This is a genomic window from Streptomyces sp. AA4 (assembly GCF_000158875.1).
In the GTDB taxonomy this organism is placed as follows: Bacteria; Actinomycetota; Actinomycetes; order Mycobacteriales; family Pseudonocardiaceae; genus Amycolatopsis.
This window is the reverse complement of the sequence record NZ_GG657746.1, coordinates 8271795-8290287: the sequence shown is the minus strand read 5'-3', so window position 1 is coordinate 8290287 and position 18493 is coordinate 8271795. Positions and strand designations below refer to the sequence as shown.

Sequence of the window (18493 nt, the reverse complement as noted above, 5' to 3'; positions counted from 1 at the left end):
GTAGGAAATCGCCGCCGCGTCACCGGATGGTGGAAAACTTGCGCGCATGGTTTCGGCCGGGAAACGTCTGCTCTCAGTCCTCGGCCTGACGGCCACGTTGCTGACCCCCGCCGCCCCCGTGGCGCAGGCCGGGCCGCAGCAGGAGTTGCGGGTCGCGGCGGTCGCCGAACCGCACCGGGTGCACGCGGGCGACCAGGTGACGTTCACGGTGAGCGTGACGAACCCGGCGTCGGTTCCGGTGTCCGATGTGGACGTCGTGGACGAGCAGAACCCGCAGTGCGGCAAGAAGATCGGCACCCTCGCTCCGGGGTCCAGCGCGCGCCATCAGTGCACCTTCGCCGCGCCGGACAAGGGGTTTGTCTCCACGGTCAAGGTGACTGGCGTGGGCTCCGGCGGACAGCGGCTGTCGGCGTCGGCGGGAAGCAACGTCGATGTCCTCCGCCCGGCTCTGACGTTGAGCCATCAAGTCGACAAACCGGCTTATCGTGCGGGTGATCAGGCGACGTTCACGCTCAGGACCACCAACTCGGGCGACGTTCCGCTGCACGACGTGACCATCGCCGACCCAACGGTCCGCTCGTGCGCTCGTGCCATCGGCTCCCTCGCGCCGGGCCAATCGGTGGTGGGCACCTGCACGGCAGCGGTGCCGCTGCCGGACGGGGCCAGCGCGACCGTGAAGGGGATCGACCCGCTCGGCAAGGTCGTCAGCTCGACCGCCGACGCGAAAGTCCCTCTCATCGCACCTGCGCTGTCGGTATCGAAGGCAGCCGTCCCACCGGTGGTGCACGGCGGGGACCAGGTCACCTGGAACGTGACCGTGCGCAACACCGGCGACAGCCCGCTCAACCCGGTCGACGTCACCGACGACACGACTCCGGAGTGCTCGCGGTCCTTCGGCGTCCTCACGCCCGGCACCCAGCAGACCTACTCTTGCACCGCGAAACCGGCGCGCACCACCACAAACACCGTCACCGCCACTGGTACGGACGCCACCGGTCGACCGGTCTCGGCCAAGTCCTCGGCCACCGTCACGGTGATCCATCCGGCCTTGGCAGTCACCGCCGCGGTCTCCCCCGTGCAGGTGCGCGAAGGGGACCGTGTCACCTTCACTGTCACTGTGCGCAACACCGGCGACGTGCCGCTTGACGACGTCGCGGTGGCCGACGACAGCGTGTCCGGTTGTGTCCGCAAGTTCGGCACCTTGGCGCCCAACGCGGTCGAGACTTACAAATGCGAACAGTTAGCCCCGGCGGACGACGTGACGAACACCGTGGTCGCGACTGGCAAAGATCAGCTCGGAACGACACAGCGCGCAACGGCGGACGCACGGGTCGACGTGGTTCACCCAACGCTGGAAGCCGCGGTGGCCGCCGCGCCCGCGCAGGTGCGCGAGGGGGACCGCGTCACCTTTACTGTCACGGTAAGCAACACCGGAGACGCTGAGTTCCACGACGTCACAGTGGCCGACGACCGGGTCGCGGAGTGCGCGCGAACTTTGGGAACCGTTGCAGTCCAAGGCAAGCAGGCCTTCACCTGCAGCACGGTCGCCGGAACACAGGGCTTCCCGAACGACGTGACCGTGACCGGCACCGACCCGACCGGACGGCCGGTCACCGCGAAGGCGAGCGCGTCGTTCACCGTGCAGCACCCGGCGGTGTCCTTGACCGCGACCGTCCAAGGTGGACCATTCCGCGAAAACGACGCCGTTGCGGTCCACGTGATCGTGGCGAACACCGGCGACGTGCCGCTCACCGGACTGGCCGTCACGACGATGGCCCGCGCCGAAGGCTGCGCGCAGCAGCACGGCACGCTCGCCCCCGGAGCCGACTGGACCTTCGACTGCACCACGACCGCGCCGGGCACCGACGTGACCGAAGCACTGCAGGTCACCGCGAAACCGCCGGTCGGAGCGCCGGTGTCCGCGGCGACCGAGGCGGCGATCGACGTGATCCACCCGCTCGTCACGCTCGCGCAGAGCGTGGCACCGACGGTCGTGCGCCCGGGCGAGCCCGCGACGTTCACCCTGACCGTCACGAACGCTGGCGACACCGAACTCCACGACACTCAGGTTGCCGACCCTGCCGTCCCGGAGTGCGCGAAGCGACTGGGAACCCTTGCCCCGCTAGCAAAGCAGACGTACACCTGCACCCGGCCCGCGACTGACGACCTCACGAGCGACGCGACGGTCACCGGCGCCGATCCGTCCGGCCGCCCGGTCACCGCGAACGCGAGCGCGCACGTCGACGTGATCCACCCCGCCGTCCAGCTCACCCAGACTGTCGCGCCGACGCAGGTGCGTGAGGGGGACCAAGTCGCCTTCACCGTCACCGTGCGCAACAGCGGCGACGTCCCGCTGACCAAAGCGTCCATTGTGGACGAAAAGACTCCGGGCTGTGCCCGCGACTTCCCCGCGCTGGCCGTCGGAGAAGAACAGCACTACACCTGCACCACCAAAGCCGGGCACGACGGCTACTCGAACACCGCGAAGGTGACTGCCGCTGACCCGATCGGCGGCACGGTAACCGCCACCGCGGACGCTGCGTTCACTGTCGTGCACCCCGGATTGGCATTGACGAAGACCGTCCACGGCGGCCCCTTCCGCGTGGGCGACCCGGTCACCTTCACCATCACCGCCACCAACACCGGCGACGCCCCGCTGACCGACGTCAAGGTCACCGACCAGGGCCCGTGCGCGAAAGCCCTCGACACCCTCGCCCCTAAAGCGAACAAGGCCTACGACTGCACTATCCCCGCCCCCGCCGACGACGCCGTCAGCACCGCGCACGTGACCGGCACTCCGCCGGCGGGCCCGCCGCTCACCGCGTCCGCCGACGCGCACATCGACGTGATCCACCCGGCGCTCACCGTGATGACCGCGGCGAGCCCGACAGTCGCGCGGGCCGGCGACACCCTCACCGTGACGGTCGCCGTGACCAACACCGGCGACGTCCCGCTCACCGCGGTGACCAGTGCCGATCCCGCCTGTCCGAAGAAATTCGACCGCCTCGAACCCGGTGCCGCGCAGAGCTACCAGTGCACGGTGAAGGCCAAACTGGACGACTTCAGCGTCCTCGCGACCCTGACCGGCACCGACCCGACGAACCGTCCGGTCACCGCGTCCGGTTCGGCGAAGATCGACGTCATCCACCCGGAACTCGCGATCATGAAGGACGCCCAGCCGTACGAGGTGCGCCAGGGCGACAAGGTCACGTTCTCGCTGCTGGTCCGCAACGTCGGCGACGTCCCGCTGACCGCGGTGTCCGTTGTGGACGATCGAACCCCGGTCTGCGCGCACCAGATCCCGAGCCTGGCCCCGGATGCGCAAATCGAGTACCAGTGCTCGATCACCGCAGGTCCGGACGGGTTCACGAACACCGCGACGGTGACCGGCACCGACCCGACGCAGCGCACGGTGAGTGCCTCCGCGCAGGCGTCGTTCAAGGTGAAGAAGCCCGCACTGGCGGTCGCCAAACACACCACCGGCAGCGCGTATCGAGCCGACGACTCGGTGCCGTTCGAGGTCGTGCTGACCAACACCGGCGACCAGCCGTTGCACGACATCCAGGTCGCTGACGGCCCCGCCTGCGGGCACACCTTCGCCGAGCTGCCGGTCGGCGGAATCCAGCGCTACCAATGCGTGGCTCCCGCCGCGACAGCCGCCGCCCCGGCCACCGCGACCGCGGCCGCCCCGTGGGGTCCGCCGGTCACCGCGACCGGAACAGCGGGCTTCGCGGTGCTCCACCCAGCGCTGGACCTGCGCCGCGATCACCTGCAGCAGCCGATCCGGCCGGGTGACCCGGTGACGTACGTGAGCACTCTGCGCAACACCGGCGACGCGCCCTTGCACGAGGTGACCGTTCGCGACGCGGACCCGGCCTGCTCGTTCACCGTCCCCCAGTTGGCCCCTGGCGAACAGGTCACCCGCGCCTGCACGCTTTCGGCTCGCGCGGACATGACCACGACGACTACCGCAACCGCTGCTGACCAGACCGGGCGGACAGTCACCAAGGACGCCGTCACGACGACGAAGGTCGGCCCGTGAGGAAGGCAAAAGAAAAGGCAGCGAAGAACATCTCTCCCTGCCGTATTTAACTTATAACGCATCAGGGGGCTTGCCGCAAGACCCGGGTGGTACCGCAGAATCTCCAGCCGAACAGGCTGCCGCTCGACGGGCGAACGAAAGCCGGGAACGACCACAGACGGGGGAAACGAACGAATGGGCAGCTACGTGCTCGGTCTCCAGGAGATCGACCGGGGGCAGGTCGCGATCGTCGGAGGCAAGGGCGCGCATCTGGGCGAACTCGCGCGGATCGACGGGGTCCGCGTGCCGCCCGGTTTTTGCGTGACGACCGAAGCGTTCGAGCGGATCGTCGGGAACGCGCCGGAACTGGCCGGGCCGCTGGACCGGCTGGCGAACCTGGACCCGGACGACCGGGACGCGATCAGCGCGGGCAGCGCGGAGGTCCGCCAGGCGCTCGAAGCGATCGTCATTCCGGACGATCTGGCGGCGGAGATCACCGGCGCGCTGGTGGACGGACGCGCCTACGCGGTCCGCTCGAGCGCGACCGCGGAAGACCTTCCGGGGGCTTCCTTCGCCGGTCAGCAGGACACCTACCTCAACGTGCTCGGCACCGAGGCGGTTTTGCGGCACGTCAGCCGGTGCTGGGCGTCGCTGTTCACCGAACGCGCGGTGACCTACCGGCTGCGCAACGGTTTTGACCACCGGAAAGTGCACATGGCCGTGGTCGTGCAGGAGATGGTCTTTCCGCGCGCGGCGGGGGTGCTTTTCACCGCCGACCCGGTCACGTCCAACCGGAAGGTCGCCATCGTGGAGGCCAGCTTCGGACTCGGCGAGGCGCTGGTGTCCGGTCTGGTCAACGCCGACAACTACCAGGTGCGCGACGGCGAGATCGTCGACAAGGCGATTTCCGCCAAGCAGCGCGCCATCCTGCCCGTCGAAGGCGGCGGCACCGAAGAGCAGGTGATCGCCGCGGACCAGCAGGAACAGGCCGCGCTGACCGACGACCAGGTGCTGCGGCTCGTGTCCCTCGGCCGCACGATCGAGGCGCATTTCGGCCGTCCGCAGGACATCGAGTGGTGCCTGGCCGAAGACGAGTTCCAGATCGTCCAGAGCCGCCCCATCACCACACTGTTCCCGATTCCCGAGGCCACCGGCGAGGGAAACCGGGTCTACGTTTCCGTCGGCCACCAGCAGATGATGACCGACGCGATGAAGCCGCTGGGCCTGTCGGTCTGGCAGCTGACGACCCCGCGGCCGATGGCCGAGGCGGGCGGGCGGCTGTTCGCGGACGCCACCCCGCTGCTGTCCGTGGCCAAGAGCCGGGCCGGTTTCCTCGCGGTAGCCGGGAAATCCGACCCGCTGATGGGCGACGCGCTGGAGACCGTCCTCTCCCGCGAGGGCTTCCTCCCGCTGTCCGAGGACGACGGACCGGGCGAGCAGGTCCCCGGCGTCGCACCGGCCACGATCGAAACCGATCCGGCCGTCGTCACCGAACTGATCCAGCACAACGAGGCTTCCCTCGCCACGCTGCGGCGCGAAATCGCCGCGAAGTCGGGGAACGAATTGCTCGACTTCCTTTTCGCGGACATCGAGGAAATGCGCCGGATCCTCTTCGATCCGCGCAGCCACCAGGTGTTCACGGCGGCGATGCAGGCGTCCTGGTGGCTGAACGACCACCTGCAGGAGTGGCTCGGCGAAAAGAACGTCGCCGACACGCTCACCCAGTCCGTCCCGCACAACGTCACCGCGGAGATGGGCCTCGCGCTCCTCGACGTCGCGGACGTGCTCCGGGAGCATCCCGAGGTGGTCGCCTTCCTGCAGGACGTCCAAGACAACGGTTTCCTCGACGAGTTGCCCAAGCTGGCCGGCGGCGAGGAATCGCGCGCCGCGATCCAGGGGTACCTCGACAAATACGGCATGCGCTGCGTCGGCGAAATCGACATCACCCGGCCGCGGTGGAGCGAACAGCCGCTCGCGCTGGTGCCGATGTTGTTGTCCAACATCAAAAACTTCGAGCCGGGGGCCGGGAAGCGCCGCTTCGAACAAGGCCGCCAAGAGGCGTTGGACAAGGCGCGGGAAGTGCTGGAACGCTTGCGCGCCTTGCCGGACGGCGAGGCGAAGGCCGAGGAAACCGAGCGGATGATCGAACGGGTCCGCACGTTCACCGGATACCGCGAGTACCCGAAGTACGGCATGGTCAGCCGCTATTTCGGGTACAAGCAAGCCCTGCTGGGCGAGGCTGAACGCTTGGTGGCGGCCGGGGTGCTCGCCGAGCCGGAAGACCTCTTTTTCTTGCGGCTGCAGGAATTCCGCGAGGTGGTGCGGACGAACGAGGTCGACCGCGAGCTGATCCAGCAGCGCAAGGAAGCGTTCCATTCCTACGAATCGCTGACGCCGCCCCGCGTGCTCACCTCCGACGGCGAGGCCGTTTCCGGCAAATACCGCCGCGACGACCTGCCCGAAGGCGCGCTGGTCGGGCTGCCGGTGTCCGCCGGGACCATCGAGGGCCGCGCCCGCGTCATCCTGGACCTCGCCGACGCCGATCTCGAACCGGGCGACATCCTCGTCACGGCGTACACGGATCCGAGCTGGTCCCCGCTGTTCGTCGCGATCACCGGCCTGGTGACCGAGGTGGGCGGCCAGATGACGCACGGCGCGGTGATCGCGCGCGAGTACGGCCTGCCCGCGGTCGTCGGCGTGCAGAACGCCACGCAGCTGATCAAGGACGGACAGCGGATCCGGGTCAATGGCACGGAGGGGTATCTCGAGGTGCTCGACGCTGAGTAGTGGGTGACCGGCCGCTGCGCAATTTGGAGGTAACCGTCGTAATCAGTTCGTGATAGTTTCCGCGGCTGTGTCCTCCATTAGTGTGCGCGTCCGGGTCGTGAGCGTGACTCTCAGTGTGCTTTTCGGGGGTCTCGGAGCAGCAGGTGCGACGTTCGCGCTGCGCTCCGGGCAACTCAGCACACTGAGCGTCGCGGTCCCGGAAACGCGCGACGACGGCGTCTCCGCGGGTGCGTTGCGGCCGTTCGCGGTGTCGCCGGGGTCCACCACGTCGGCGGCCCCGAGCACCGGCGCGCCCGCGATGACGCAGGAACCGTCGTCGGCATCGGGAACCGTCGCGCCGCCTCCTTCGTCACCCGCTCAAGAGTCCAAAGAGGACACTCCGCCGAGCAGCAGCGCGAAGCCCTCGCCCAAGCCGCGCAGCGCGCCGACGCTGGCGGGCCAGGTCCTCGCGCTGGTCAACGACGAGCGGGACAAAGCGGGCTGCGCCCCGGTGACCGAGGAACAGCATCTCGACCAGGCGGCGCAGGGCCACAGCGACGACATGTCCCAGCGCGACTACTTCTCCCACGACACCCTGGAAGGCGAGAGCTTCGCCGACCGCATCACCGCCGCGGGTTATCCCAAGCCGGGCGCGGAAAACATCGCGAAAGGCGCGACCAGCGCGGACCAGGTGATGCAGATGTGGATGAATTCCAGCGGGCACCGCAAGAACATTCTCAACTGCTCGCTGAAGAAGCTGGGCGTCGGTGTCACGACCGACGGCTGGTACTGGACGCAGGACTTCGGTTATTGATTCGGTCGCGGCGGGAGCCCGTACCGGGCCAGCACGGCCGCGCGCAGCTTCGGATCCGTCCGCGGCACCGGCTCGATGAACACCTCCGTGACGTCGGTGAACCGCTCGCTCAGTTCGTCCGCCAGCCGCACGCACGCGTGTTCCAGGTCGGAGGCGCCGAGGGCGTCGTCGAAGTCCACGCGGGCGCACACCAGGACTTGATCGGTGCCCATCAGCATGGTCTGCAAATCCACCAGCGCGTCGATTTCCGGCGCGTCCCCGAGGTGGTCCCGGATGCCCCGGACCAGGCGCGGATCCGCCTGCCTGCCGACCAGCAGACCGCGGTTCGTGCTGCCCAGCAGGTACGCGACGCACGCGAGCAGCACGCCGATGAGGATCGAGGCGATCCCGTCCCACACGTCCGAGCCGGTCAGCTGGTGCAGCCCGATCCCGGCGAACGCGAGCAACAGACCGATCAGCGCGGCCGAGTCCTCGAAGAGCACGGTCTTGGGCGCCGGGTCATCAATCATCCGCAGGTAAGCGAAAAACGACCGCTGTTCGGCCTTCGCGTCGCGACGGACCTGGCGGACCGCCTGCGCCCACGACACCGATTCGAGCGCGAAGGCCAGCCCCAGCACGATGTAGCCGACGATCGGTTTCGTCTGCTCCGCGCCTTCCCCGACAACGGTGGTAAATCCTTCGTACAGCGCGAAAACCGCGCCGGAAGCGAAAATCGAGACCGCGGCGAGCAACGACCAGAAGTAACGCTCCTTGCCGTACCCGAACGGATGGCGGCGATCGGCCGGCCGCTCCGACCGCTTCAACGCGGTGAGCAGCAGGACCTCGGTGATGGTGTCGGCGACCGAATGCGCGGCCTCCGACAACATCGCGCCCGACCCGGTGATGATGCCCGCGACGAGCTTCAGCACCGCGATCGCCAGGTTTACCCCGCCCGCCAGGACCACGGTGAGGGTGCTTTCGCCGCCGCCTTCCGATTCGTCGCTCACGCCGGAAAGACTAACTGCACCGCGGGGTACGCCGCCTGCTGCAAGCGGCCACGACGAGGACTGATACGCGCGCGACCAGCACCGACTGTTCGCGTCTCGCAAACGAAACGGCCCCTGGCATCCGCGAATGCCAGGGGCCGTCTTCAGGGAGAAACTCAGTCGTCGCCCTCCGGCAACGGCGTTCCGGTCGGCTTCTCGTCCGTCGGGACGTCCGGCTTGGCCGACAGTTCCGCGTCCGATTCGTCCAGCGACGGTGCGCCCGAAGCGACCAGGGCCGGCTCCGGCTTGCGCTTCACCGCCGTCAGCAGCAGCTGCGCGACGTCCACGACCTCGACCTTCTCGCTCGCCAGGCCGTCGCTCTGGCGCGAGGTGACGCCGTCGGTGAGCATCACGCGGCAGAACGGGCAGCCGGTCGCGATCTTCGACGGGGCGGTGCCGAGCGCCTCGTCCACGCGCTCGACGTTGATCCGCTTGCCGATCTTCTCTTCCATCCACATCCGCGCGCCGCCCGCGCCGCAGCACATCGAGCGGTCGCCGTGCCGCGGCATTTCGCGCAGCTGCGCACCGGACGCGCCGACCAGCTCGCGCGGAGCGTCGTAGACCTTGTTGTGCCGGCCCAGGTAGCAGGGGTCGTGGTAGGTGACGTCCTCGGCGACCGGCGCGACCGGCGTCAGGTGCTTCTCCCGCACCAGGCGGTTGAGCAGCTGCGTGTGGTGCACGACGTCGAACTGGCCGCCCAGCTCCGGGTACTCGTTGGCGAGCGTGTTGAAGCAGTGCGCACAGGTGACGACCACCTTGCGCGCCTTGCGTTCCCGGCCCTCGAACACCGAGTTCAGCACCTCGACGTTCTGCTGCGCCAGCATCTGGAACAGGAACTCGTTGCCCGCGCGGCGAGCCGGGTCACCGGTGCAGGACTCCTCCGAACCGAGCACGGTGTACTTGACGCCCGCGATGTGCAGCAGCTCGGCCACCGCGCGCGTGGTCTTCTTCGCGCGGTCCTCGAACGCGCCGGCGCAGCCGACCCAGAACAGGTACTCCGCGTCGCCCAGGTCGCCGTCGAAGACCGGGACCTCGAAGTCGAGGTCCTCCGTCCACTGCAGGCGGTCCTTGGCGTTCTGGCCCCACGGGTTGCCCTTGTTCTCCAGGTTCTTGAACATGCCGTTCAGCTCCGTGGGGAACGACGACTCGATCATCACCTGGTAGCGGCGCATGTCGACGATGTGGTCGACGTGCTCGATGTCGACCGGGCACTGTTCGACGCACGCGCCGCAGGAGGTGCAGGACCACAGGACGTCCGGGTCGATGACGCCGCCGTCGTCGCCGACGAGCGCCTTCTGCGACTCAGCGATCGCGAGGACGTCGATGCCCGCGTACATGTTGTCCCCGGACAGGCCGATCTCATCGCCAGCCATGTCGCGCTTGCCGCCCGCGAGCAGGTACGGGGCCTTCGCGTAGGCGTGGTCGCGAAGCTGCGTGATGAGCAGCTTCGGCGACAGCGGCTTGCCGGTGTTCCACGCCGGGCACTGCGACTGGCAACGGCCGCATTCGGTGCAGGTGGAGAAGTCCAGCCAGCCCTTCCAGCTGAAGTCCTCGATCTTGCCGACGCCGAAGGTGTCCTCGTCCGGGTCGGCCTCTTCGAGGTCGAGCACCTTGCCCTTGCTCATCATCGGCTTGACCGCGCCGAGCGCGACGCCGCCGTCGGCCTCGCGCTTGAAGTAGATGTTGAAGAACGCGCTGAACCGGTGCCAGGCGATGCCCATGGTCATCGTGCGGGCCACGACGATCAGCCACACCGTGGCGCTCATCAGCTTGATGAAGGCGAACACCGACACCAGCGCCGCGCTCGAGGGCAGCAGCTCGCTGAGCGGGTTCGACACGAACGCGGCCCAGGTCGGCGTCTCGTGGACGTGCATCGCGGCCTTGCCCGCGCGCACGCCGATGATGCCGATGCCCTCGACGATCACCACGGCCTCGACGAAGTAGGCCCACTTGAAGTTCGAGCCCGCGAACCGCGACAGCCGGTCGGCCCGGCGCGGGTGGTTCAGCTGCCGGATGATCGCGAGCGCGACGCCGCCGACGACCGTGCCGACGCCCAGCAGCTCCATCAGGAGGCTCCACAGCGACCAGTCCTCGAGGATCGGCCAGCCCCAGGTCGGGACGAACACCTCGCCGTAGGCCTCGAACAGCGCGAGCGACCCGATCAGGAAGCCCCACATGACCAGCCAGTGCCACGGGGCGACCTGGCGGAACTTCGCCATGCGGGTGTGCGCCGCGAACTCCTTGATCAGGGTCATCAAGCGCGGCATGAACGGGCCGTTGCGCGTCGCGTCCGGCTGGCCGAGCTTGATCACCCGCACGAAGCGGGCAATGGTCGCGATGAACATTCCCCAGGCGACGATGCCCAGGAGGACGGAAATCCCCCCGAGCGTCAGCTGTACAGCGCCCATCGTCGGGTGCCTTTCGTCCGGTGTGGTGGTGCCGCCGCGCGAGCGCGCCGGTGCCGAGCAGGGTAACGCTTCTTACTGATGGGTAACCGGTCCACCGGCCCCAAGTCCCACCGATGTGGTGCACGCCTCGCTGGCAAGTGGGACGATCGTTCAGGTACTTTCTTCAGGTATGGGTGCTTACTTGTACCTCGCTTTGGCCATCGCCGCAGAAGTGACCGCCACGGTTTCGCTCAAACTCTCCGAGGGCTTCTCCAAGGTGACGCCCTCGATTTTCGTGGTCGTCGGGTACGGCTTGGCCTTCTTCGCGCTGTCGCGGGTGCTGAAGCTCGGGCTGCCGATCGGGGTGGTCTACGCGGTCTGGGCCGCGGCGGGCGTGGCGCTGGTCGCGCTGGTCGGCGTGCTGTTCCTGAAGGAACCGATCAACCTGGCGATCATCGCCGGGCTGGTCCTCGTGATCGGCGGGGTGGTGCTCATCGAGGTCGGGAGCCAGTCGTGAAAATCCAGACCGACGGCCGCAAGGCCCGCGGCGAGAAGCGGCGGACGGAGATCATCGAAGCGACCCTGCGGGTGATCGAACGCGACGGCGTCGCCGGGGTCACGCACCGCACGGTCGCGGCCGAGGCCGGCGTGCCGACGACGTCCACGACGTATCACTTCTCCTCGCTGGACGACCTGCTCGTGGCGACGCTCATCTCGTGCGCGCGGGACATGGCGACCGAGGTGTACTGGATGATCGACCGCGCCCGGTCGCGCGGCAGCCGCGGGGCGGAGGAGGTGGCCGGGCTGCTCGCGGAGGCGCTTGGACCGCGCCGCGGGCGCACAATGGCGGAGTACGAGCTGTACCTGCTGGCCGCGCGCAAGCCTGAACTGCGCCCGGCGGCGCGGCGGTGGCTGGATGTGCTGACGTCGATGGTCCGGCACGACGACGAGGTCGCGTTCCGGGTGTTCCTCGCGGGCATCGACGGCCTGCTGATCCAGGGGTTGATCGACGACGAGCCGCCGTCCGCGGAGGAGCTGCGTCCGGTGGTGGATTACTTGCTCAAACCCGCTTGACCGCGCTGATTACCTTGCCGCTATGAGGACTGTGGGTGCTTACGAGCTGGACGACGACGTCGCCCGGGTGGATCTCGACGTGGTGTGGGAGTTCCTGTCCGGGGAGGCGTACTGGGCCCGGTGGCGGACGCGGGAACACGTCGAGCAGCAGGTGCGGACGGCTTGGCGGGTGGTCGGGGCGTACGACGCGGCGAGCGGCCGCCAGGTGGGCTTCGCGCGAGCGTTTTCGGACGGGGTCGCGATGGCGTACCTCGCGGACGTGTTCGTCGTGGCCGACGCGCGCGGCGCGGGGCTGGGCAAGGAACTCGTGCGCGAGATGATCGACCACGGGCCGGGGGCGAACTTCCGGTGGATGCTGCACACGTCGGACGCGCACGAGCTGTACCGGAAGTTCGGCTTCGCGGAGCATGAGCAGGGGCGGTACCTGGAACGCGAGGCGGTTCGCTGACCGCGGGCGCCAGTCCTCTTAGGACGGTTGCGTGGGGCCGGCGACGCCCGGCCCCACCGCGAAACCTCAGCCCTTGTTCTCGTAAACCGGCACCAGCCGAGCCCGCCCCAGCGTGTGTCCGAACATGTTGAACCCCAGGAACGCCGGCGTAGCGTCCTCCGGAACGTCCAGCGTCTCCACGTCCAGCGCGTGCACCACGAAGAAGTACCGGTGCGGCCCGTGTCCGGGAGGCGGCGCGGCGCCCAGGTACTGCCGGACCCCGCCGTCCCCCTTGAGCGTGACCGCGCCCGAAGGCAGTCCCGACCCCGCGGCGTCACCGGCGCCGGCGGGCAGCGAGGTCACCGAAGCCGGGATGTTGAACACCGCCCAGTGCCAGAAGCCGCTGGCCGTCGGGGCGTCCGGGTCGTAGACCGTGATCGCGAAGCTGCGGGTGCCTTCCGGGAAGCCTTCCCACGACAGCTGCGGCGAACGGTCCTCGCCGCCGGCGCCGAAGATGCCCGACAGGTGCTGCTGGGCCAGGGTTTCGTCGTCGGCGATGTCCGTGCTGTGCAGCATGAACGACGGAACCGACGGCAGGTAGTCGTACGGATTGGGCGGCTGGGGCATGGGCTCCTCCTGATCGACTGGGCATCAACGGGGCTCTCCGGCCGCCAGGTTAGGACCCTGGCCCGTCGGTCGCCGCCTCAGGGATGTTTCGGGGGGTTTACCGGATGTCCCCGGGGTCCCTCTCCTTCTAACGTCACTCGGGACAGCCGAGAGTGGTACTGAGGGGAACTGACATGGCACGCCCGCTTCTGGCACTGGCCGGCATCGCGGTGATCGGCGTTGGGGTGGCGATCGGATTCGGCGGGTGGGGGTTCGGGTCCACGGTTTCCCGCGACGCGACGCTGGCGCAGGAGATCCGCGGGGTGAAGCTCGAGAACGGTTCCGGCGACGTGCGCATCCGCACCGCTTCCGGCGCGGCTCGCGTGCACCAGACCCTGCGCTACCACTTCAGCGGCCAGCCCGGCGACGCCTACCGCGTCGAGGGCGACCAGCTCGTCGTCACCGACTGCGGCCGCAACTGCACCGCCGACCTGGAGCTGGTCGTCCCGGCGGGCATCCCGGTCACCGGCAGCTCCGATTCCGGCACGCTGGACTTCGCGGGCGTCGGCAGCGTCGACGTCACCGCCGATTCCGGGAGCGCGCAGGTGCAGGACGTGCCGGGGCGGGTCAAGCTCCAGCTGGACAGCGGCGCGGCCGAACTGCACAACGTCGGCGAGGTCTGGGTGCACAGCCAGTCCGGCCGGATCGAGGGCGACGGACTGCGCGGGCCGGTCGACGTTTCCGCGGGCAGCGGGCGGATCGAGCTCAGCCTGACCCAGCCCAGCAACGTCAAGGCGCGGGCCGACTCCGGCCGGATCGCGGTGACCGTGCCGCGCAGCGGGTCCTACCAGGTCACCGGCACCAGCGAGAGCGGGCACCGCAGCATCGACATTCCGCAGAACTCAGGTCCGGACGCGAAGACGCTCGAGCTGAACACGGACAGCGGCAGCGTCACCGTCAAGGCCGTCTGAAGGGGAGAACAGACACATCATGCGCACACTCGAAAAGCGGCTGCTGGCCGCGGTGCTGGCGGGCGCGGTGGGGGCGTTCGCGATCACCGCGGCGCTCGGCCACTCGCCTGAACCGCAGGCCACGACGCCGGTCGCGGTGGTGGAAATCCCGGTGCGGCAAGGGATGGTCCAGAACGCGGAGGCGGTCGTGCTCCGCACTTCGGCCGACGACCGGACGGGGCAGGTGCGCCGGGCATGAACCTGGCCGCTGCCGCGCTGACCTTGCTTCCGCTGGTCAGCGCACCGACGCCGGCGTTGCCCTGGACGCCGTGCGGGACCCAGCAGGAACCGACCGCGCAATGCGCCCAGATCGAGGTGCCGATCGACCGCGCCCATCCGGAAACCGGCACCGCGCATATCCCGCTCACCCGGCTGCCTGCCGTCGACCCGAAGCACCGGGTCGGGTCGCTGCTGGTCAACCCGGGCGGACCGGGCGGCTCCGGCGTCGGCTTCGTGCGCTTCGGCGGACTCAACACGAAGGTCATCGGCTCGGCACGGGAACCGTTGCGGGACCGCTTCGACATCATCGGCTTCGATCCGCGTGGCGTGTGGTTCAGCGATCCGAAGATCAGCTGTGACCAAGCGAAGCTGTACGACCCGAAGATCGGCCTCTTCCCCAGCACGCGCCAGCAGTACGACGCGTTCGTCGCGCACAACCGCGCGGCGGGCGAGGACTGTCTCGCCAAGACCGGCCCGATGCTCGGGGACGTCGACACCCAAAGCGCCGCCGAGGACATCGACGCGATCCGCGGCGCGCTCGGCGAGCAGAAGATCTCGTGGCTCGGCGTCTCGTACGGCACTGAACTGGGCGCGGTCTACGCCTCGAAGCATCCGGACCGGGTGCGCACGATGGTGCTCGACGGCGCGGTGGACCACTCCCGGCCGATGCGGCAGGCGATGGTCGAGGAAGCCGCTGCCACCGAGGACGCGCTGCTGCGGTTCGCCGCGTGGTGCGACCGCTCGACCGACTGTGCGTTGCACGGCAAGAACGCGCTCGCCCGCTATGACGACCTCGTCACCCACGGCGCGTACGCGAAAGCGTTGGGCCGCAAGGCAACCGGCGAGGAGCTGGCCTCCGGTGCGTACGGCCACCTCTACCTTCCGGCCGAGTGGCCGACCCTGAGCCGCGCGCTGGCGGACCCGGACGCGAGCGCGCTCGCGACCAGTTCGCAGTTCGCGAGCGACACCTACGGCGCGTACCGCTCCATCGGCTGCCAGGACTTCCCGTCGCCGTTCACCGGACTGGCGGACCTGCGCGCGACCGCCTGGGCGATCCGCGCGGTCGCCCCGCACAGCTGGCGCTACAGCGAGTACTGGGATCTCTCCGCGGGCTGCACCGGCTGGCCGCTTCCCGCGCTGAACCCGCCGCAGCCGCATCCGGTGCGCGGAGCCCCGCCGATCCTCGTCGTGGGCGGGGCGCACGACCCCGCGACGCCGCTGCCGTGGGCGCACGGGCTCGCCGCGAGCATCGACGGATCGACGCTGCTCACGTACCTCGGAGACGGCCACACCGGGCTGCTCAACTCCGAATGCGTGCGGCGTGCCGAGGCCGGCTACCTGGTGAGTGGCGTCACACCACCGCGGGGCGAATTCTGCGGGTGAACCCGGGAACAAGACCGGGGGTCCCGCCGTTATCCTGGATGCAAGGTTGAGTGCAGTCGGCTCAAGTCTGGTGGACCAGGCCGTGCGCGAGACCTCGAGAACCTGCTAAGAAGGTACTCAAGAGTGCCTCGAAACCGCAGGTCACGAACATAGCAGCTACCCAGTCCAGAACACGAGAGGAACCACCATGGCGCGAGCGGTCGGCATCGACCTCGGCACGACCAACTCGGTCGTCGCCGTCCTTGAGGGCGGCGAGCCGACGGTCATCGCCAACTCGGAAGGCTCCCGTACCACCCCGTCCATCGTCGCCTTCGCCAAGAACGGCGAGGTGCTCACCGGTCAGCCGGCGAAGAACCAGGCCGTCACGAACGTCGACCGCACGATCCGGTCCGTGAAGCGGCACATCGGCACCGACTGGAAGACCGAGATCGACGGCAAGGCCTACACGCCGCAGGAGATCAGCGCGCGCGTGCTGATGAAGCTCAAGCGCGACGCGGAGGCGTACCTGGGCGAGGAGATCACCGACGCGGTGATCACCGTCCCGGCGTACTTCGAGGACGCGCAGCGCCAGGCCACCAAGGAGGCCGGCCAGATCGCCGGCCTGAACGTGCTCCGGATCGTGAACGAGCCGACCGCGGCCGCGCTGGCCTACGGCCTGGACAAGGGCGAGAAGGAACAGACCATCCTGGTCTTCGACCTCGGCGGCGGCACGTTCGACGTCTCGCTGCTGGAGATCGGCGAGGGCGTCGTGGAGGTGCGCGCCACCTCGGGTGACAACCACCTGGGCGGCGACGACTGGGACGAGCGCATCGTCACCTGGCTGGTCGACAAGTTCAAGGCCGCCAACGGCATCGACCTGACCAAGGACAAGATGGCGCTGCAGCGCATCCGCGAGGCGGCGGAGAAGGCGAAGATCGAGCTGTCCAGCTCCAACTCCGCCAGCATCAACCTGCCCTACATCACGGTGGACGCGGACAAGAACCCGCTGTTCCTCGACGAGACGCTGTCGCGCGCCGAGTTCCAGAAGATCACCTCGGACCTGCTGGACCGCACCAAGGCCCCGTTCAACAACGTCATCCGCGACGCGGGCATCTCGGTCGGCGACATCGACCACGTCGTGCTCGTCGGCGGTTCCACCCGCATGCCCGCGGTGGCCGAGCTGGTCAAGGAGCTGACCGGCGGCCGCGAGCCGAACAAGGGCGTGAACCCGGACGAGGTCGTCGCCGTGGGCGCCGCGCTGCAGGCCGGCGTGCTCAAGGGCGAGGTCAAGGACGTCCTGCTGCTCGACGTGACCCCGCTGTCGCTGGGCATCGAGACCAAGGGCGGCGTCTTCACCAAGCTGATCGAGCGCAACACCACGATCCCGACCAAGCGGTCCGAGATCTTCTCGACGGCGGACGACAACCAGCCGTCGGTGCAGATCCAGGTGTTCCAGGGCGAGCGCGAGATCGCCGCGGCGAACAAGAAGCTCGGCATGTTCGAGCTGACCGGCCTTCCGCCCGCCCCGCGCGGCGTGCCGCAGATCGAGGTCACCTTCGACATCGACGCCAACGGCATCGTGCACGTGACCGCGAAGGACCTCGGCACGAACAAGGAGCAGTCGATGACGATCACCGGCGGCTCCGCGCTGCCGAAGGACGACATCGAGCGCATGGTCAAGGACGCCGAGGCGCACGCCGAGGAAGACAAGAAGCGCCGCGAGGAAGCGGAGACCCGCAACCAGGCGGAGACGCTGGTCTACCAGACCGAGAAGTTCGTCAAGGACAACGACGACAAGCTGCCCGAGGACCTCAAGGGCAAGGTGAAGACCGCGATCGACGAGGCGAACGAGGCGCTCAAGGGCACCGACTCGGCCAAGATCCGCGAGTCCATCGAGAAGCTGAACACCGCTTCGCAGGAGATGGGCAGCGCGCTGTACGCGAACGCGGGCGCGGCCGGTGCCGAGGGCGCTCCGGGCGCTGAGGGCGCGGCCGGTGCCGCGGGCGACGCTCCGAAGTCGAAGGCGGACGACGTGGTCGACGCCGAGATCGTGGAAGAGGACGAGAAGAAGTGACCCCCCGCCACTCCGAGACCGAGGGCACTGGCCCCGAGGAACCGGTAGTCGTGCGGGATCGGCGACGGGTGGACCCGCAGACCGGCGAGGTCCGCCCGCCGGCCGCGGAGGAAACTCCGGCCGGTGAGGAGCCCGCGCAGCACGCGGGCCCCTCGCTGGGCGATTCCGTGGACGAAGCCGTTCCGGCCGCCTCCGACATCGAAAAGCAACTGTCCGAGCGCACTGCCGACCTGCAGCGTCTGCAGGCGGAGTACGCGAACTACCGCAAGCGGGTCGACCGCGACCGCGAGGCCGTGGTGCAGGGCGCGAAGGCGTCCGTGGTCGGCGATCTGCTTCCGCTGCTGGACGACCTCCAGCGCGCGGAGCAGCACGGCGACCTCACCGGCGCGTTCAAGGCGGTGGCCGACAAGCTGGTCTCCAGCCTGGAGCGGTCCGGCCTGGAAGCGTTCGGCACCGAGGGCGAAGAGTTCGACCCGAGCATTCACGAGGCCGTGCAGCACAACACGTCCCCGGACGTGAAGGGCCCGACGGTCACCCTCGTGATGCGCCGCGGCTACCGCTTCGGAGAACGGGTGCTGCGGGCGGCGCTGGTCGGCGTGACCGACCACGAGCCCGGCGAAGCCCCGGCGGAGCAGCCGGTCGATCCGCCGGTCGGCGGCGAACTGCCGCTCGACGGTTCGGTCGATGAGTCCGGCCAGCAGTAACAAT

Annotated in this window: 14 protein-coding genes; 11 read left to right on the top strand and 3 right to left on the bottom strand. The window is 68.9% G+C overall.

All coding sequences use genetic code 11. The features are described from left to right. Positions 1 to 46: 46 nt before the first annotated feature. From SSMG_RS37925 to SSMG_RS37915, 3 genes are all read left to right on the top strand, one after another. Positions 47 to 4042, top strand: a complete 3996-nt coding sequence (locus SSMG_RS37925; RefSeq protein WP_009085024.1) for a DUF11 domain-containing protein — start codon at positions 47 to 49, stop codon at positions 4040 to 4042. Positions 4043 to 4216: 174 nt separating this feature from the next. Continuing rightward, complete coding sequence (gene rph / locus SSMG_RS37920; protein WP_009085022.1) at positions 4217 to 6808, top strand: rifamycin-inactivating phosphotransferase; 2592 nt, start codon at positions 4217 to 4219, stop codon at positions 6806 to 6808. Positions 6809 to 6911: 103 nt separating this feature from the next. After that, positions 6912 to 7601: a CAP domain-containing protein gene (locus SSMG_RS37915; protein ID WP_234392903.1), complete on the top strand. Its 690-nt coding sequence runs from the start codon at positions 6912 to 6914 to the stop codon at positions 7599 to 7601. On the opposite strand, the gene SSMG_RS37910 is transcribed toward SSMG_RS37915, so the two are convergent. Next, positions 7595 to 8587, bottom strand: a complete 993-nt coding sequence (locus tag SSMG_RS37910) for a cation diffusion facilitator family transporter (protein ID WP_009085020.1) — start codon at positions 8585 to 8587, stop codon at positions 7595 to 7597. The two genes, SSMG_RS37915 and SSMG_RS37910, sit on opposite strands and share 7 nt — an antisense overlap. A gap of 155 nt (positions 8588 to 8742) precedes the next feature. Then, positions 8743 to 11034 carry a (Fe-S)-binding protein gene (locus tag SSMG_RS37905; RefSeq protein ID WP_009085019.1) on the bottom strand — a complete coding sequence of 764 codons (2292 nt, stop codon included), beginning with the start codon at positions 11032 to 11034 and terminating at the stop codon, positions 8743 to 8745. 169 nt (positions 11035 to 11203) lie between these two features. On the opposite strand from SSMG_RS37905, the gene SSMG_RS37900 reads away from it, so the two are divergent. Genes SSMG_RS37900 through SSMG_RS37890 form a run of 3 tightly spaced genes read left to right on the top strand, consistent with a single transcriptional unit; the run spans position 11204 to position 12535 of the window. Then, positions 11204 to 11530, top strand: a complete 327-nt coding sequence (locus SSMG_RS37900; protein ID WP_037716225.1) for a multidrug efflux SMR transporter — start codon at positions 11204 to 11206, stop codon at positions 11528 to 11530. Further along, a complete protein-coding gene (locus tag SSMG_RS37895; protein WP_009085017.1) occupies positions 11527 to 12087 on the top strand; it encodes a TetR/AcrR family transcriptional regulator in 561 nt (186 codons plus the stop codon). The genes SSMG_RS37900 and SSMG_RS37895 overlap by 4 nt, the downstream gene beginning before the upstream one ends. Before the next feature lie 22 nt (positions 12088 to 12109). Beyond that, entirely contained in the window at positions 12110 to 12535 is a 426-nt protein-coding gene (locus tag SSMG_RS37890; protein ID WP_009085016.1) for a GNAT family N-acetyltransferase, read from the top strand. A 66-nt stretch (positions 12536 to 12601) separates the two neighbouring features. On the opposite strand, the gene SSMG_RS37885 is transcribed toward SSMG_RS37890, so the two are convergent. Further along, entirely contained in the window at positions 12602 to 13141 is a 540-nt protein-coding gene (locus SSMG_RS37885; RefSeq protein ID WP_009085015.1) for a YbhB/YbcL family Raf kinase inhibitor-like protein, read from the bottom strand. A gap of 173 nt (positions 13142 to 13314) precedes the next feature. Between SSMG_RS37885 and SSMG_RS37880 the strand changes: the two genes are divergently transcribed. The 5 genes from SSMG_RS37880 (at position 13315) to grpE (ending at position 18489) form a co-directional block, all read left to right on the top strand. Then, the gene (locus SSMG_RS37880) at positions 13315 to 14091 is read left to right on the top strand and encodes a DUF4097 family beta strand repeat-containing protein (RefSeq protein ID WP_009085014.1); all 777 of its coding nucleotides are present in this window, start codon (positions 13315 to 13317) and stop codon (positions 14089 to 14091) included. A gap of 19 nt (positions 14092 to 14110) precedes the next feature. Then, positions 14111 to 14329 (top strand): hypothetical protein, encoded by a 219-nt coding sequence (locus SSMG_RS37875; protein WP_009085013.1) that lies wholly within the window; start codon positions 14111 to 14113, stop codon positions 14327 to 14329. Beyond that, positions 14326 to 15732 (top strand): alpha/beta hydrolase, encoded by a 1407-nt coding sequence (locus SSMG_RS37870; RefSeq protein ID WP_009085012.1) that lies wholly within the window; start codon positions 14326 to 14328, stop codon positions 15730 to 15732. Before SSMG_RS37875 ends, SSMG_RS37870 begins: the two co-directional genes overlap by 4 nt. 187 nt (positions 15733 to 15919) lie before the next feature. Then, positions 15920 to 17785: a molecular chaperone DnaK gene (gene dnaK, locus SSMG_RS37865; protein ID WP_009085011.1), complete on the top strand. Its 1866-nt coding sequence runs from the start codon at positions 15920 to 15922 to the stop codon at positions 17783 to 17785. Then, positions 17782 to 18489 (top strand): nucleotide exchange factor GrpE, encoded by a 708-nt coding sequence (gene grpE / locus SSMG_RS37860; protein WP_009085010.1) that lies wholly within the window; start codon positions 17782 to 17784, stop codon positions 18487 to 18489. The genes dnaK and grpE overlap by 4 nt, the downstream gene beginning before the upstream one ends. Positions 18490 to 18493: the final 4 nt, after the last annotated feature.

Excerpts from the sequence above, each read along its gene's own strand:
- SSMG_RS37900 (WP_037716225.1), top strand. The coding sequence starts at position 11,204 with ATGGGTGCTTACTTGTACCTCGCTTTGGCCATCGCCGCAGAAGTGACC.
- SSMG_RS37890 (WP_009085016.1), top strand. The coding sequence starts at position 12,110 with ATGAGGACTGTGGGTGCTTACGAGCTGGACGACGACGTCGCCCGGGTG.
- SSMG_RS37875 (WP_009085013.1), top strand. The coding sequence starts at position 14,111 with ATGCGCACACTCGAAAAGCGGCTGCTGGCCGCGGTGCTGGCGGGCGCG.
- dnaK (WP_009085011.1), top strand. The coding sequence starts at position 15,920 with ATGGCGCGAGCGGTCGGCATCGACCTCGGCACGACCAACTCGGTCGTC.
- rph (WP_009085022.1), top strand. The coding sequence starts at position 4,217 with ATGGGCAGCTACGTGCTCGGTCTCCAGGAGATCGACCGGGGGCAGGTC.
- SSMG_RS37905 (WP_009085019.1), bottom strand. The coding sequence starts at position 11,034 with ATGGGCGCTGTACAGCTGACGCTCGGGGGGATTTCCGTCCTCCTGGGC.
- SSMG_RS37880 (WP_009085014.1), top strand. The coding sequence starts at position 13,315 with ATGGCACGCCCGCTTCTGGCACTGGCCGGCATCGCGGTGATCGGCGTT.
- SSMG_RS37870 (WP_009085012.1), top strand. The coding sequence starts at position 14,326 with ATGAACCTGGCCGCTGCCGCGCTGACCTTGCTTCCGCTGGTCAGCGCA.
- SSMG_RS37925 (WP_009085024.1), top strand. The coding sequence starts at position 47 with ATGGTTTCGGCCGGGAAACGTCTGCTCTCAGTCCTCGGCCTGACGGCC.
- SSMG_RS37885 (WP_009085015.1), bottom strand. The coding sequence starts at position 13,141 with ATGCCCCAGCCGCCCAATCCGTACGACTACCTGCCGTCGGTTCCGTCG.